At 71.6% G+C, this 14,860-nt stretch carries 13 protein-coding genes; 12 read left to right on the top strand and 1 reads right to left on the bottom strand.

Annotated features, from left to right (window positions below):
• The first annotated feature begins 14 nt into the window (after positions 1 to 14).
• The 3 genes from ACWCO8_RS01235 to ACWCO8_RS01225 all read left to right on the top strand — a co-directional run bounded on the left by ACWCO8_RS01235 (position 15) and on the right by ACWCO8_RS01225 (position 3,351).
• Positions 15 to 1,250: a nucleotide disphospho-sugar-binding domain-containing protein gene (locus ACWCO8_RS01235; RefSeq protein ID WP_451030342.1), complete on the top strand. Its 1,236-nt coding sequence runs from the start codon at positions 15 to 17 to the stop codon at positions 1,248 to 1,250.
• A 30-nt stretch (positions 1,251 to 1,280) separates the two neighbouring features.
• Positions 1,281 to 2,684, top strand: coding sequence for a nucleotide disphospho-sugar-binding domain-containing protein (locus tag ACWCO8_RS01230; protein WP_451030341.1), 1,404 nt, complete (start codon positions 1,281 to 1,283; stop codon positions 2,682 to 2,684).
• 73 nt (positions 2,685 to 2,757) lie between these two features.
• Positions 2,758 to 3,351 (top strand): NADPH-dependent FMN reductase, encoded by a 594-nt coding sequence (locus ACWCO8_RS01225; protein ID WP_451030340.1) that lies wholly within the window; start codon positions 2,758 to 2,760, stop codon positions 3,349 to 3,351.
• Positions 3,352 to 3,501: 150 nt separating this feature from the next.
• On the opposite strand, the gene soxR is transcribed toward ACWCO8_RS01225, so the two are convergent.
• Positions 3,502 to 3,954 (bottom strand): redox-sensitive transcriptional activator SoxR, encoded by a 453-nt coding sequence (gene soxR / locus ACWCO8_RS01220; RefSeq protein WP_362017341.1) that lies wholly within the window; start codon positions 3,952 to 3,954, stop codon positions 3,502 to 3,504.
• Between the two features lie 108 nt (positions 3,955 to 4,062).
• Here soxR and ACWCO8_RS01215 point away from each other — a divergent pair, with 108 nt between their 5' ends.
• The 9 genes from ACWCO8_RS01215 to ACWCO8_RS01175 all read left to right on the top strand — a co-directional run bounded on the left by ACWCO8_RS01215 (position 4,063) and on the right by ACWCO8_RS01175 (position 14,843).
• Positions 4,063 to 5,136 (top strand): glucose-1-phosphate thymidylyltransferase, encoded by a 1,074-nt coding sequence (locus ACWCO8_RS01215; RefSeq protein ID WP_451030339.1) that lies wholly within the window; start codon positions 4,063 to 4,065, stop codon positions 5,134 to 5,136.
• Entirely contained in the window at positions 5,133 to 6,122 is a 990-nt protein-coding gene (gene rfbB / locus ACWCO8_RS01210) for a dTDP-glucose 4,6-dehydratase (RefSeq protein WP_362017337.1), read from the top strand. Before ACWCO8_RS01215 ends, rfbB begins: the two co-directional genes overlap by 4 nt.
• A 2-nt stretch (positions 6,123 to 6,124) precedes the next feature.
• Positions 6,125 to 7,429: a lipopolysaccharide biosynthesis protein RfbH gene (gene rfbH, locus ACWCO8_RS01205; protein ID WP_362017335.1), complete on the top strand. Its 1,305-nt coding sequence runs from the start codon at positions 6,125 to 6,127 to the stop codon at positions 7,427 to 7,429.
• Positions 7,426 to 8,820 carry an NDP-hexose 2,3-dehydratase family protein gene (locus ACWCO8_RS01200; RefSeq protein WP_451030338.1) on the top strand — a complete coding sequence of 465 codons (1,395 nt, stop codon included), beginning with the start codon at positions 7,426 to 7,428 and terminating at the stop codon, positions 8,818 to 8,820. The genes rfbH and ACWCO8_RS01200 overlap by 4 nt, the downstream gene beginning before the upstream one ends.
• The gene (locus ACWCO8_RS01195) at positions 8,817 to 9,779 is read left to right on the top strand and encodes a Gfo/Idh/MocA family protein (RefSeq protein ID WP_451030337.1); all 963 of its coding nucleotides are present in this window, start codon (positions 8,817 to 8,819) and stop codon (positions 9,777 to 9,779) included. Before ACWCO8_RS01200 ends, ACWCO8_RS01195 begins: the two co-directional genes overlap by 4 nt.
• A gap of 85 nt (positions 9,780 to 9,864) precedes the next feature.
• The gene (locus ACWCO8_RS01190; RefSeq protein ID WP_451030336.1) at positions 9,865 to 11,118 is read left to right on the top strand and encodes a nucleotide disphospho-sugar-binding domain-containing protein; all 1,254 of its coding nucleotides are present in this window, start codon (positions 9,865 to 9,867) and stop codon (positions 11,116 to 11,118) included.
• Between the two features lie 44 nt (positions 11,119 to 11,162).
• Positions 11,163 to 12,734, top strand: coding sequence for an MDR family MFS transporter (locus tag ACWCO8_RS01185; protein WP_451030335.1), 1,572 nt, complete (start codon positions 11,163 to 11,165; stop codon positions 12,732 to 12,734).
• A 179-nt stretch (positions 12,735 to 12,913) separates the two neighbouring features.
• A complete protein-coding gene (locus tag ACWCO8_RS01180; RefSeq protein ID WP_451030334.1) occupies positions 12,914 to 13,900 on the top strand; it encodes an alpha/beta hydrolase in 987 nt (328 codons plus the stop codon).
• Between the two features lie 106 nt (positions 13,901 to 14,006).
• Positions 14,007 to 14,843: an inositol monophosphatase family protein gene (locus ACWCO8_RS01175; protein ID WP_451030333.1), complete on the top strand. Its 837-nt coding sequence runs from the start codon at positions 14,007 to 14,009 to the stop codon at positions 14,841 to 14,843.
• Positions 14,844 to 14,860 lie beyond the last annotated feature (17 nt).

Here is a 14,860-nt window from a genome sequence, read left to right as displayed (position 1 = left end):
TACAGGAGAGACCCTTGCGCGTCCTCTTCGCCGTCTTCCCGTCGGCAGCCCACCTCCATCCCGTCGTCCCGCTGGCCCGCGCGCTGCAGAGCGCGGGCCACGAGGTCCGCGTCGCCATGCACCCGGACATGGTCGGCACCGTCACGTCCACCGGGCTCACCGCCGTACCCGTCGGCGCGCCGGACGACCTGCGGCCCGTGGTCGAGCTGAGCCGCCACCCCGAACGGCTCGACCAGCTCACCGCCAACCTCGCCCTGGACACCGAGGATCCCGGCGACTGGCGGGAGAAGTGGCGGCACGTGTGCAACGTGCTGTCCCTCTACCCTGCCGTCCTCGACGACCTGGTCGCCTTCGCCCGCGGCTGGCGTCCCGACCTGGTCGTCTGGGACACCTTCTGCCTGCCGGGGGCGATCGCCGCGCACCTCGTCGGCGCCACCCACGTCCGCTACCTGTGGGGCCAGGACAACATCGGATGGCTCCGGCAGCGGTCCCTCGCCGCCCAGGACGCGGACGACCCGCTGGCCGCGCTCATGAAGCCGCTGCTCGCGCCGTACGGCCTGGAGTTCCGCGAGGAGTTCCTGCTGGGCCGGTTCACCCTCGACCTGATGCCGCCGGGCATGGCCCTGCCGACCGACGTGCGCCGCATCCCCGTACGCCGGGTGCCCTACAACGGCGTCGGCCACCACCCCGCCTGGTTGGCCGACCGGCCGGCCAAACCCAGGGTCTGCTTCACCCTGGGACTCGGCGGCCGCGGACGGCAGTTCTTCCGGGAGACCGGGGTCACGCTGCCCGCGCTCCTGGACGCGGTCGCGGACCTGGACATCGAGCTCGTCGCCACCCTCGACGACGGCCAGGTGGCCGAGCTGACCGACATCCCGCCCCATGTGCGGACGACCGGCTACGTCCCGCTCGACCGGCTGCTGCCGACGTGCGCCGCGGTCGTCCACCACGGCGGCGGCGGGACGTTCGCCACGGCCGTGGCGCACGAGGTTCCCCAGCTGGTCGTCCCGCTGCCGTTCTGGGCCGAGCTGGCGACCGCCCGCCACGTCCACCGGCAGGGCGCCGGAATCCACCGGCCGAGCTCCGAGTTCTCCACCGACACGTTCCGCGAGGACCTGCGGCGCCTGCTCGGCGAGGAGAGCTTCCGCCGCGGCGCCGCCGTGCTCCACGAGGAGTCGCTCACGACGCCCGCACCCGGCGACGTCGTTCCGGTCCTGGAACGGCTGGCCGCACGGCCGGCCCGCACCTGACACCCCGCCCCCGCACAAGGAGTACTCCCGATGCGCGTCATGCTCGTGGCGTTTCCGCTGAGAGCCCACTTCTACGACATCGTCCCGCTGGCCTGGGCGCTGCAGGGCGCCGGCCACGAGGTCGAGGTGGTCAGCCAGTTCGGCATGACGGACGACGACGTGGCGGAGCTGATCAGATCCGCGGGCCTGCCCGCCACGGCGCTGGGGGACCGGGCGGACCTGGCCCCGCTCGTCGCCGCCCGCAAGGCAGGCCGCACGCCCGAACTCAGCCCGCACGCCCTGGCCGTGGACGAGACGTACGACGAGACGATCGAGGGGACGAACGTCGGGCCGAACGACGGGACGACCCCCGACGGCGCCGCCGGCTGGAAGTGGAACCGCCACTGCATGGCCACCCAGTTCGCCATGACCTACCCGGTCGAAGGCCTCCCGGCCGGCCATCGCCCCTACGTCGACCTCCTCGTCGACCACGCCCGCTCGTTCCGCCCCGACCTGGTCGTCTGGGACACCCTGTGCTTCCCGGCGGCGATCGCCGCCCGCGAGGCCGGCGCCGCACACGCCCGCTTCCTGTGGGGCCGGGACCACGTGGGCTGGATCCGAGCGCAGTCCCTGCGGGAGCCGCGACGCGGAACCGCGCCGGGCGCGCCCGCCGAGGCCGACCCGCTGACGGCCTGGCTGGAGCCGATGCTGGAGCGCTACGGCCACACCTACGAGGAGGAGTTCCTCCTGGGGCAGTGGAGCATCGACCTCACGCCGACGCCGATGCAGCTGCCGGTGGACCACCCGCGCGTGCCCGTCCGCCGCATCCCGTACAACGGGGCCGCCGCGCTCCCCGCCTGGCTGCGCGAGGCGCCCGAGCGCCCCCGGGTGTGTCTGTCGCTGGGGGTGACCGGACGGCTGCGGGGCCCGGGCACCGGGAACGGCGAGGTGTCCGTGGCCGATCTGCTCGCCGAAGTCGGCGACCTGGACGTCGACATCGTCGCGACCCTCACCGCGGCGGAGCTCGCCACGGCGGGCAGCCTGCCGGCCAACGTCCGGGCCGTCGACTACGTACCGCTCGATCTGCTGCTGCCGACCTGCTCGGCGATCATCCACCACGGCGGAGCGGGCACCTACGCCGCGGCGGCGGCGCACCGGGTACCTCAGCTGATCGTCCCCGTACCCAAGTGGGACGAGCCGGCGCTGGCCCGCTACGTGGCCGACCGCGGCGCCGGCCTCGCCCTCGGCCCGGCGGAGCTGACGCCAGGGGCGGTGCGGCAGGCGCTCACCCGGCTCCTGGCGGACCCCGGCTTCCGGGACGGGGCCGCGGCACTCCACGAGGAGGTGCTGGCCATCCCCAGTCCGCGGGACACCGTCCCGGTCCTGGAGGCGCTGACCGCGCGCCACCGGACCGGATTTCCACGCTCTCACGAAGGAGTCCGGACCAGCGCTTGACTTAAACCCACGTTCAACTACGAAGCTCTACGTGTTGCCGAGAGACAGTTCAGAAACGCTCAAGGAGATTGAGATGTCGGAAAAGCCGCTGCGCCTTGTCATCGTCGTCGGAAGCGTCCGCGAGGGACGCTTCGGCCTGCCCGTGGCCAAGTGGTTCGCCGAGGAGGCGCGCCAGTTCGGCCGGTTCGAGGTCGACGTCGTGGACCTTGCCGAGCACTCCCTGCCGATGGTGATGCCGGACTTCGGCGGTCAGCCGGACGCCGCGACGGCCGCCGTCCAGGCGGAGATCTCCGGACGTCTGGCCGAGGCCGACGCGTTCGTCCTGGTCACCCCCGAGTACAACCACAGCTTCCCCGCCGCCCTGAAGAACGTCCTGGACTGGTTCCGGGCCGAGTGGGGCGCCAAGGCCTTCGGCCTCGTCTCCTACGGCGGCCAGGGCGGCGGCATCCGGGCCGCCGAGCACCTGCGGCAGGTCATCGCCGAACTGCACTCGGTCACCGTGCGCGACGCGATGAGCTTCCACAACGCCTGGGAGCTCTTCGACGAGCAGGGCGAGGCCACCGACGAGGGCGAGTGCGCCTCCGCCGCCAAGCGGATGCTGGCCCAGCTCGACTGGTGGGCCACCGTGCTGCGCGAGGGCCGCGGCGCCCGCCCCTACCCGGGCTGATCGCCGAGAAGCGCGCTTCTTCAGAAGCGCGCTCCATCAGAGGCACGTTCCCTCACAGGCACGTTCCTTCAGAAGTACGTTCATCCACAAGCGCGTTGGAGGCGGGAACCGGCCGGGTACGACACCCGGCCGGTTCCCGCCTCCGCGTCGTCAGGACGTGAGCCGGGCCGGCCCCGTCGCGTTCCGGCCGTACACGTCCTCGGGGTTGGCCAGCGCGCACCGCTTCAGCGACAGACAGCCGCAGCCGATGCAGTTGCTGAGCTCGTCCCGCAGCTCCTCCAACTGCCTGATGCGCGTGTTGAGATCCTTGTGCCAGCAGTGGGACACCATCGCCCAGTCCTCTTCGGTGGGCGTCCGGTTGTCGGGCAGCAGCCCCAGCACTTCGCGAATGGTCTCGAGCGAGATACCGACCCGCTGCGAGGCCCGGATGAAGGCGACCCGCCGGAGCGTGTCGCGGCTGTAGCGGCGCTGATTTCCCGTCGTCCTCCGGCTGATGATCAGCCCGTGCCGCTCGTAGTAGCGCAGCGCCGAGGTGGCGACCCCGCTGCGCTCGGCCAATTCACCGACAGTGAGTTCTTGCGCTTTCCAGGAAACGGAGGTCATGACTTCACGGTAACCGAATGACAGACACGCACCCCTTTGCCGCCCCGTGGCCGCCCGATGAGGCGGCCACGCGCATTTCTTTCCAGACATGGTGAGGAGAACTAGTCCATGAAGGCACTGGTGTTGTCAGGCGGATCCGGCACGCGATTGCGGCCGTTCAGCTACTCCATGCCCAAACAGCTCATCCCGATCGCCAACAAGCCCGTCCTCGAGCATGTGCTCGACGACATCAGGAACTTGGGCGTCACCGACATCGGCGTCATCGTCAACAGTGCCTGGGCCTCGGAGATCGCGGAGGCGATCGGCGACGGCAGCCGGCTCGGTGTGCGGGTCACCTACATCCCGCAGGACGCGCCGCTGGGCCTCGCCCACTGCGTCGCCCTTGCCGAGCCCTTCCTCGGCGACGACGACTTCGTCATGTACCTGGGCGACAACATGCTGCCCGAGGGCACGGCGTCCATCGCCGAGGAGTTCCGTACCGGCCGGCCCGCGGCCCAGATCGTGGTGCACAAGGTGGAGGACCCGAGGGCCTTCGGCGTGGCCGAACTGGACAGCGAGGGCCGGGTCGTACGCCTGGTGGAGAAGCCGCGGGAGCCCAAGAGCGACCTCGCCCTGATCGGCGTGTACTTCTTCACGCCCGACATCCACCGGGCCGTCGCGTCCATCACGCCCAGCGCCCGCGGGGAGCTGGAGATCACCGACGCCATCCAGTGGCTCCTGGAGGACGGAGCCGAGATCAAGGCCAGCGAGTACCAGGGCTACTGGAAGGACACCGGCCGCGCCGACGACGTGCTGGAGTGCAACCGCCACCTGCTCGCCAGCCTGCGCCCTGCCCTTCTCGGCGAGGCCGACGAGGCCAGCGAACTGATCGGTCAGGTACGCATCGAGGCCGGCGCGCGCGTCGTGCGCTCCCGCATCGAGGGACCGGCCGTCGTCGGCGCGGGCTGCGTCATAGAGGACTCCTACATCGGCCCGGACACCGCCATCGGCAAGGACTGCACCCTGCGCGACACCCGCATCCGCGACTCCATCGTCCTCGACGGCGCCACGATCTCCAAGGTTCCCGGCATCCAGGGATCGATCATCGGCCGGAACGCGACCGTCGACACAGGCGGCGACGACGTCGGCACCTACCACCGGATGGTGGTGGGCGACCACACCCGAATCGAGGTGGCAGCATGAAGGTACTGGTCACAGGCGGGGCCGGATTCATCGGCTCGCACTACACACGCACGATGCTCGACGGGGACCACCCCGGCTTCGAGGACGCCGAGGTCACGGTCCTCGACCGGCTCACCTACGCGGGCAACCGGGCCAACCTCCCCGAGTCCCACCCCCGTCTCACCTTCGTCGAGGGCGACATCTGCGACGCGGGACTGCTGCGCGAGGTCCTGCCGGGCCACGACGCCGTCGTCCACTTCGCCGCCGAGTCCCACGTCGACCGCTCGCTGCACGCGGCGGCCGAATTCATCCGTACCAACGTCGGCGGCACCCAGTCGGTGCTCGACGCCTGCCTCGCCACCGGCGTGGAGCGCGTCGTGCACGTCTCCACCGACGAGGTGTACGGCTCGATCCCCGAGGGCGCCTGGACCGAGGAGTGGCCGCTGCTGCCCAACTCGCCCTACGCGGCGTCCAAGGCCTCGTCCGACCTGATCGCCCGCTCCTACTGGCGCACCCACGGCCTGAACGTCTCCATCACCCGCTGCTCCAACAACTACGGCCCGTACCAGCACCCCGAGAAGCTGATCCCGCTGTTCGTCACCAACCTCCTGGAGGGCGAGCAGGTCCCGCTCTACGGCGACGGACGCAACATCCGCGAGTGGCTGCACGTCGACGACCACTGCCGGGCCATCCAGCTCGTCCTCACCGGCGGCCGGGCCGGCGAGATCTACAACGTCGGCGGCGGCAACGAGCAGACCAACCTGCAGATCACCGAGCGTCTCCTCACCCTGCTGGACGCCGAGCCGTCGATGGTGCGCCGGGTGCCGGACCGCAAGGGCCACGACCTGCGCTACGCCCTCGACGAGACCAAGATCCGCGAGGAACTGGGCTACGCCCCGGCCATCTCCTTCGAGGACGGCCTGGCCGACACCGTCGCCTGGTACCGGGACAACCCCAACTGGTGGAAGGCGGTCAAGCACCGCCCCGCCGACGCCGAAGGAGCCTGAGCATGAGCCAGTACAAGTCTGAGGTCCTGGACGCCACCCGCAAGTACCACCACGACGTCCAGCCGACCGGCGGCTTCGTGCCCGGCGTCACCGAGATCTGGCCCTCCGGCGCCGTGCTCGACGAGGACGACCGGGCCGCCCTCGTCGAGGCCGCCCTCGACCTGAGGATCGCGGCCGGACCGGCCTCCAAGAAGTTCGAGTCGGCCTTCGCCAAGCTCCTCGGCCGCCGCAAGGCCCACCTCACCAACTCCGGCTCCTCCGCCAACCTGCTCGCCCTCACCGCGCTGACCTCCCACACCCTCGGGGAGCGCCGGCTGCGCCGCGGCGACGAGGTGATCACGGTGGCCGCCGGCTTCCCGACCACGGTCAACCCCATCGTCCAGAACGGCCTGGTGCCCGTCTTCGTCGACGTGGAGCTCGGCACGTACAACACGACGGCCGAACGGGTCGCCCGGGCCATCGGGCCCAAGACCAGGGCCATCATGATCGCGCACGCGCTCGGCAACCCCTTCGAGGTGGCCGAGATCGCCCAGCTCGCCCAGGAGCACGACCTGTTCCTCGTCGAGGACAACTGCGACGCGGTCGGCTCCACCTACCAGGGCCGGCGTACCGGCACCTTCGGCGACCTGACCACCGTCAGCTTCTACCCCGCGCACCACCTCACCATGGGCGAGGGCGGCATCGTCGTCACCAGCGACCTGAAGCTGGCGCGGGTCGTGGAGTCACTGCGCGACTGGGGACGCGACTGCTGGTGCGAACCGGGCAAGAACAACACGTGCTTCAAGCGGTTCGACTACCAGATGGGCACCCTGCCCCAGGGCTACGACCACAAGTACATCTTCTCCCACGTCGGGTACAACCTGAAGGCCACCGACCTGCAGGCGGCCCTGGGCCTGACGCAGCTCACCAAGCTCGACGGCTTCATCGAGGCCCGCCGCCGCAACTGGCGCCGCCTGCGCGAGGGGCTCGACGGCGTGCCGCACCTGGTGCTCCCCGAGCCGACCCCGGGCAGCGACCCCAGCTGGTTCGGCTTCGTCATCACGGTCGACCCGCAGGCGCCCTTCCACCGCTCCGAGCTCGTCGACTTCCTGGAGAACCGGAAGATAGGCACCCGCCGGCTCTTCGCGGGCAACCTCACCCGGCACCCCGCCTACATCGACCAGCCGCACCGCGTCGTCGGCGACCTCACCAACAGCGACATCATCACCGAGCACACCTTCTGGGTGGGCGTCTATCCGGGGCTGACCGACGAGATGCTCGACTACGTCATCTCCTCGGTCAAGGAGTTCGTGGGGGCCCGCGCATGAGCATGACGCTTCCCAGCCCCGTCCTGAACGCCCGCGAGGACGCCGGCGTGGCCGCACGGATCGCCCGGTCCGCCGCCACCACGGCAGGCGCCCGGCTGCGCACCGAGGACTTCGCCGACTGGCTGGACGGCCGCCGCCGCGCCCACAAGTTCCGGGTCGACCGCATCCCCTTCGCCGACCTGGACGGCTGGGCGTTCGATGAGACCACCGGCAACCTCGGACACCGCAGCGGACGCTTCTTCACCGTCGAGGGGCTGCACGTACGCACGGGCGAGGAGCCCTACCCCGAGTGGCGCCAGCCCATCATCAAGCAGCCGGAGGTGGGCATCCTCGGCCTCCTCGTCAAGGAGTTCGACGGAGTCCTGCACTTCCTGATGCAGGCCAAGATGGAGCCCGGCAACCGCAACCTGCTGCAGCTCTCGCCCACGGTCCAGGCCACCCGGAGCAACTACACCAAGGTGCACAAGGGCGCCGACGTGAAGTACATCGACCACTTCGTCCGGCCGGACCGGGGCCGCGTCATCGCCGACGTCCTGCAGTCGGAGCACGGTTCGTGGTTCTTCCACAAGAGCAACCGCAACATGATCGTCGAGACGGACGAGGACGTGCCCCTCGACGACGACTTCTGCTGGCTGACCCTCGGTCAGATCGGCGAACTCCTGCACCGGGACAACGTGATCAACATGGACTCGCGTACGGTCCTGGCCTGCGCGCCGCTCCCGCACGACGAGCCCGGGGCCCTGCACAGCGACACCGACCTGCTGTCCTGGTTCACCGCCGAGCGGGCCCGCCACGACGTCCACGCCGAACGCATCCCGCTCGCCGAGGTGCACGGGTGGCACCGCGGCCCGTCGTCCATCGACCACGAGGACGGCCGCTACTTCCGCGTCATCGCCCTCGACGTGCGGGCCGGCAGCCGGGAGGTGTCCGGCTGGACCCAGCCCCTGTTCGAGCCCCGCGGCCTCGGCGTCACGGCCTTCCTGACCCGTGACATCGGGGGCGTACGGCACGTCCTCGCCCACGCCCGGGTCGAGGGCGGCTTCCTCGACACGATCGAACTCGGCCCCACCGTCCAGTACACCCCCGACAACCTCACCCACCTGCCGGGCGACCAGCGCCCGCCCTTCCTCGACCTGGTGCTCGACACCCCCGCGTGGCGCATCCGCTACGAGGCCACGCACTCCGAGGAAGGCGGCCGGTTCCTCAACGCCGAGAGCCGCTACCTCCTCGTGGACGCCGACGACGATCCCCGGGTGCCGCTCGACCCGCCGCCCGGCTACCGCTGGGTCACACCGGGGCAGCTCACCTCCCTCGTCCGGCACGGCCACTACGTCAACGTGCAGGCCCGCACCCTCCTCGCCTGCCTCAACGCGACGGCGGGCCGCGGATGACCGGAGTCCTGCGCATCGGGGTCCTGGGCTGCGCGGACATCGCCCGGCGCCGCATGCTCCCCGCGATCGCCGCGACGGAGGGGGTCGAGCTCGCCGCGGTCGCCAGCCGCGACGGGGACAGGGCGCGCGAGACGGCCGCGCCGTACGGCGCCCGCCCCGTCCGCGGCTACCAGGAGCTCCTGGACCGCGACGACATCGACGCCGTGTACGTTCCGCTGCCCGCGGCGCTGCACGAACGGTGGACGGAGGCGGCCCTGCGGGCCGGCCGGCACGTCCTCGCCGAGAAGCCGCTGACCACCGACCCGGCCGCCACCGAGCGCCTGCTCACCCTGGCCCGACGGTCGGGCCTGTACCTGACCGAGAACGTCATGTTCGTCCACCACGGACAGCACGACGCGGTACGGAAGCTCCTCGCCGACGGTGCCATCGGCGAGCTGCGGGGGTTCAGCGCCGCCTTCGCCGTACCCCGGCTGGCCGACGGCGACATCCGCTACCGCGCCGACCTCGGCGGCGGCGCCCTCTGGGACACCGGCGTCTACCCGGTCCGCGCGGCCCAGCACCTGCTGGGCGACGCGCTGACCGTCCGGGGCGCCGTCCTCACCCGGGGCCCCGGCCAGGAGGTGGACACCGCGGGCACGGCGCTCCTCAGCACACCCGAGGGCGTCGCGGTCCAACTGGCCTTCGGTCTCGACCACGCCTACCGCTCCGGCTACGCGTTCTGGGGCAGTGAAGGCACGCTCAGCGTCGACCGGGTGTTCACCCCGCCCGCCGATCACCACCCCGAAGTACGGCTCAGCCGGGGAACCGACACCCGGACGCTGCGACTGCCCGCCGAGGACCAGGTCGCGGCGACGGTCGCGGCGTTCGCCCGGGCCGTCCGCTCCGGCGCGACACCGGACGACACGTCCTTGCGGCAGGCGCACCTGCTGGACGCGATCCGCAGGTCCGCCGGCCGTTGACTTCAACCCGAGTTCAAGTTGTTCCCTGGTTCGGCCGCCGGCTTTCTGCCACAACCCCGCGGAGGCGTCAGTGAGAGTCCTGTTCGTGATATTCCCGGCGACGGCGCACGTCCACCCGGTCGTCCCGCTGGCCTGGGCCCTGCGGGCCGCAGGGCACGAGGTGCGCGTCGCCACCCACGCCGGCATCGCGGAGACGGTCGGCGCCGCCGGGCTGAGCACCGTGCCCGTCGGCGATGTCGAACCGCTGCGGCACGTCGTCGAGCTCAGCAAGGACCCGAGCCTCCTGGAGGAGCTCGACGCGGGACTCACCCTCGACACCGAGAACGCGGACGACTGGGAGACCACCTGGCTGCGCACCGTCCGCAGCCTCTCCGTCTTCGGTCACGCCCTGGACGACCTCGTCGCGGTCTGCCGGTCCTGGCAGCCCGACCTGGTCGTCTGGGACCCCTTCTGCGTTCCCGCCGCCCTCGCGGCCCGCCTCGTCGGCGCCGCCCACGTGCGGTGCCTGTGGGGCCAGGACAACGTCGCGTGGCTGCGCGCCAGGGCCCGGGAGCAGGCCGGCCACGACGGCCCCGACGAGATCCTCGCCAGGCTCATGGAGCCCCTGCTCGAGAAGTACGGACTCGCCTACGACGACGAACTGCTGCTGGGCCAGTGGACGATCGACCCGGGCCTCGACGGACTGCGGCTGACCACCGGCCTACCGACCCTGCCGATGCGCCAACTGCCCTACCACGGGGCCGCGACGCCGCCGCCCTGGCTGGACGAGCGCCCCTCCAGGCCCCGGGTCTGCCTGACCCTCGGCGTGGGCGGCCGCGGCCGGCAGCTCTTCGCGGAGACGGGCGTCTCCCTGACGGACGCGGTGACCGAACTGTCCGCCCTGGACATCGAACTGCTCGTCACCCTCGAGCCCGGACAGTGGCCCGCCGATGTCGCCCTGCCGGACAACGTACGGCTCATCGACTACGTCCCCCTGGACCTGCTCCTGCCGACCTGCACGGCGGTCATCCACCACGGCGGCACCGGGACCTTCAACGCCGCCGTCGCCCACCAGGTCCTTCAGCTCATCGTGCCCATGCCCTTCTGGGAAGAGCCCACCAACGCCCGCCACCTGCGCGAACGCGGCGCCGGAGAGACCATCGACCCCGCGATGTTCAGCGCGGACGCCCTCCGGGAGCGCCTCGCGCGGCTCCTGGAGGAGCCCCGATTCCGCGAGGGCACCCGGCAGTTGCACGAGGAGTACCTGAAGGCCCCCGCCCCCCACGACCTCGTGGCGGATCTCGAGTCCCTGACATGGGACCACCACGACCGCGCCCCCCGGCCCGACAACGTCGACTGACGAAACATCAGCAACAGCCCGCGTGACCCCACCAGAGGTGAAGCATGTCCGAAGAAGCAGCCCCGACCGACACCCGCTTGAGCAAGGCGCAGATCCGCAAGCTCTACGTCATCGTCGGCTCCGTGCTGATAGCCATGATGCTGGCGACGCTGGACAACCTCGTCCTCGGCACGGCGATGGCCACCATCGTGGGGGAGTTGGGCGGCCTCGGCCAGCTGAGCTGGGTCGTCACCGCGTACGCGCTCGCCAGCGCCGTCTCCACGCCCGTCTGGGGCAAGCTGGGCGACATGTACGGGCGCAAGGGCGTCTACCTCGTCTCGATCGTGGTGTTCCTCATCGGCTCCGTACTGGCGGGGCTCTCCCAGTCCATGGGGCAGCTGATCGCCTTCCGCGGTGTGCAAGGGCTGGGCGCGGGCGGTCTGATGGTCGGGGCGCTGGCCATCATCAGCACCGTGGTACCGCCCCGTGAGCAGGGCCGCTACCAAGGCCTGGTCGCCGCCGCGATGGGCGTGACGATGGCCGCGGGGCCGCTCGTGGGCGGCCTGGTGACCGACACCCTGGGCTGGCGCTGGTGCTTCTACATCAACGTCCCCCTCGGGCTGCTCGCCCTCTTCATGGTCAGCTCCGTCCTGAAGCTGCCCAAGCACCGCTCCGAGGCCCGCATCGACTACCCGGGCGTCGTGCTGCTCGCCGTGGCCATCAGCGCGGTCGTCCTCGTCAGCGCCTGGGGCGGCACCGAGCACTCCTGGGCCTCGCTCGTGATCCTCGGTCTGATCGGCGCGGGCGCGGTCGCCGCGGTCCTCTTCGTGCTGGTCGAACGCCGGGCGCAGGAGCCCGTGCTGCCGCTCGGCCTGTTCCGCAACGCGAACTTCTCCCTCGTCCAGATCAACGGTCTGCTCGTGGGCGCCCTGATGTTCGCCCTGATGACCTTCCTGCCGCTGTTCCTCCAGGTCGCCGGGGGCGCCTCGGCGAGCAACGCCGGTCTGCTCCTGCTGCCGACCTTCATCGCCATGATGGCCACCAACATGACGGTGGGACGCCTCATCACGGCCACCGGACGCTACAAGGCGGTCATGGTCGCGGGCGGTGCGCTGTCCGCCGCGGGCATGCTGATGCTCGCCCGCATGACCGCCGACACCTCGTCGTTCTACTCCGGCACCGCCATGGTCCTGGTGGGCTGCGGCACGGCCTGCATGATGCAGACGGCGATCCTCGTCTCCATCCAGAGCGTCGAGGCCAAGGACCTGGGCGTCGCCGCGTCGACCGCCACCCTGTCCCGTACGATCGGCGGCTCGGTCGGCATCTCCGTCATGGGCGCCGTCTTCGCCACCACGATCGGCGACGCCCTCAGCGGCCTCGCCGGGGGCGCGCACGCCGGCGAGGGCAAGCCGCAGATCGACCCGGCCAAGCTCGCCGAACTGCCCGAGAACGTCCAGCGCGTCTACCAGGAGGCCGCCGCCGACGGCACCGGCAGCGTGTTCCTCCTCGCGACCGGGCTCGCCCTCGTCGCGGTCGTCGTCTCCTGCCTGGTCAAGGAGGTCGAGCTGCGGGACACGGCCGCCGTCGAGGTGGACGCGGACGAGGAGGCCGACGACAAGGGCGTCAAGACCGTCTGAACGGCCCCTGAGGCCCGACGACAGACCCAAGCCGTGTCCGTCCGGTCCCACCCCCAGCCTCCGGGCCGGGGTGGGAACCGGGTGGACACGGCTCACTCATGCCCGGGAAGAGGGCGGACCGCCCGGTCGGGCCGCTTGACTGGCCACGTCGAGTAACCGCTCGGTCCGAGGGAGAAACCATGCAATCCACCGCTGACGACGCACCGGACCAGGTGCGGGGGCTCCGCCCTGCCGCCCCGTGCTCGGGGGCGCCGGAGGCAGCGGCCGGGGCCGGCGCCCCGGAGATCCGCAGTATCACGCTCGACGCCGCGGGCGTTCCGCTGTCCGCCCTGCTCGCCGAGCCGGCCGGCCCACCGCGCGCGGTGGTGGTGGCCATCCACGGCGGCGGCATGAGCGCCGGCTACTTCGACAGCCGGGCCACGCCCGGCCTCTCCCTGCTCGAACTGGGCGCCCGGCTCGGCTACTCCGTCCTGGCGGTGGACCGGCCCGGGTACCGGGCGTCCGCCCCGTACCTGCCCGAAGGGCAGACGGTCCGCCGGCAGGCGGCGACCCTGCACGCCGCGCTCACCGACTTCGCCTCCACCCACGCCACCGGTGCCGGCTTCTTCCTGGTGGCGCACTCCAACGGCGGCAAGCTCGCCCTGGCCGCCGCGGCCGACTCCACCCGCCCGCTCGTGGGCCTGGACATCTCCGGGCTCGGCACCACCCTGGCCGTGGACACCCACCGGCTGCCCGGCCTGGACGGCCACGGCGACTGGCGCCGGCACTGGGGCCCCCTGCGGTTCTATCCGCCCGACGCGTTCCGGCTCGGCCGCGCGCTGGTGTCGCCGGTGCCCGTCATGGAGGCGCAGGAGGGCCCCCTGTGGCCCCGCCTGTACCCGGACATCGCCGCCCGGGTCACGGTCCCGGTCAGGTTCACCTTCGCCGAGCAGGAACAGTGGTGGCGCTTCGACGACGAGGCCGTCGCGGCGCTCAGAGCACCCCTGTCCGCGGCGAAGGTGACCGTGGAGCTCCAGCCGAACGCCGGACACAACATCAGCCTCGGCTGGGCCGCCCGCACCTACCACCTGCGGGCGCTGGGATTCCTGGAGGAGTGCCTGCTGGCGCGGGACGCGGCCTGCCCCGCGGACCGCTCGCCCGCCGTGTGTGAGGCCACTAAGGGGTGAACCGGTCCAAAGCACACTCCGTGGGTGAACGGAGGGTTACGAAGGCGACGCTTCGGGTGTCAGACCGCCGTGCTTAGCTGGAGGCATGACTGCAGTGACTGGACGCATGACCGAAGAGTTCCTCGAGCACGTCCTCGCCGGTGGCACGACCGAGGTGGAAGAGGCGGTCCGCAAGGCCGCCGCCGCCGAGATCATGCCCCGCTTCCGGCAGCTCGCCGCCCACGAGATCGACGAGAAGAACGGGCCGCACGACCTCGTGACGGTCGCCGACCGGGCCGCCGAGGAGCACCTCACCGCCTCCCTCACGGCCCTCCTTCCCGGCTCCGTGGTCGTCGGCGAGGAGGCCGTCCACGCCGACCCGACGGTGTACGAAGCGATCCAGGGCGACGCCCCCGTGTGGATCGTGGACCCCGTCGACGGCACCCGCCAGTTCGTGCGCGGCGAGGCCGGATTCTGCACCCTCGTCGCCCTCGCGGTCCGCGGCGAACTCCTCGCCTCCTGGACGTACGCCCCCGCGCTCGACGAGATGGCGATCGCCGTCCGCGGACGCGGCGCGACGCTCAACGGCGCGCCGATACGGTCCGGTTCGCCGACCCCCGGGGCCGACCTCGAAGTCGCCTCCTCCCACCCCGACTACACCACCGACAGCGAGAAGGCCGCCCTGCTCCGCCTGAACGTCGAGGGCGTACGGCCGCGTCCCTGCGGCTCCGCCGGACTCGAATACCTGGCCGTGGCCCGGGGCCTCCTCGACGCCACCGCCTTCTCCTGGGAGTACGCCTGGGACCACGCGGCAGGACTGCTCCTGGTGGCCGAGGCGGGCGGCGCGGACACGACCGTCGCGGGCGAGCCGTTCCGTATCACCGGAGGCAACGCGCTGCCGTTCACCGCGGCGCGCGACCAGGCCACCGCCGAGCGGATCCGGACACTGCTCAGGGGTCGGTGAAGCGCGCCGACGCGCCG

It is taken from the genome of Streptomyces sp. NPDC001927 (assembly GCF_053594455.1).
Note: the sequence above shows the minus strand (reverse complement) of the source record. Positions and strands in the feature narration are given on the sequence as shown.

Coding starts and splice junctions, on each gene's coding strand:
- ACWCO8_RS01230 (WP_451030341.1), top strand. CDS start 1,281: ATGCGCGTCATGCTCGTGGCGTTTCCGCTGAGAGCCCACTTCTACGAC.
- ACWCO8_RS01225 (WP_451030340.1), top strand. CDS start 2,758: ATGTCGGAAAAGCCGCTGCGCCTTGTCATCGTCGTCGGAAGCGTCCGC.
- soxR (WP_362017341.1), bottom strand. CDS start 3,954: ATGACCTCCGTTTCCTGGAAAGCGCAAGAACTCACTGTCGGTGAATTG.
- ACWCO8_RS01215 (WP_451030339.1), top strand. CDS start 4,063: ATGAAGGCACTGGTGTTGTCAGGCGGATCCGGCACGCGATTGCGGCCG.
- rfbB (WP_362017337.1), top strand. CDS start 5,133: ATGAAGGTACTGGTCACAGGCGGGGCCGGATTCATCGGCTCGCACTAC.
- rfbH (WP_362017335.1), top strand. CDS start 6,125: ATGAGCCAGTACAAGTCTGAGGTCCTGGACGCCACCCGCAAGTACCAC.
- ACWCO8_RS01200 (WP_451030338.1), top strand. CDS start 7,426: ATGAGCATGACGCTTCCCAGCCCCGTCCTGAACGCCCGCGAGGACGCC.
- ACWCO8_RS01195 (WP_451030337.1), top strand. CDS start 8,817: ATGACCGGAGTCCTGCGCATCGGGGTCCTGGGCTGCGCGGACATCGCC.
- ACWCO8_RS01185 (WP_451030335.1), top strand. CDS start 11,163: ATGTCCGAAGAAGCAGCCCCGACCGACACCCGCTTGAGCAAGGCGCAG.
- ACWCO8_RS01180 (WP_451030334.1), top strand. CDS start 12,914: ATGCAATCCACCGCTGACGACGCACCGGACCAGGTGCGGGGGCTCCGC.
- ACWCO8_RS01175 (WP_451030333.1), top strand. CDS start 14,007: ATGACCGAAGAGTTCCTCGAGCACGTCCTCGCCGGTGGCACGACCGAG.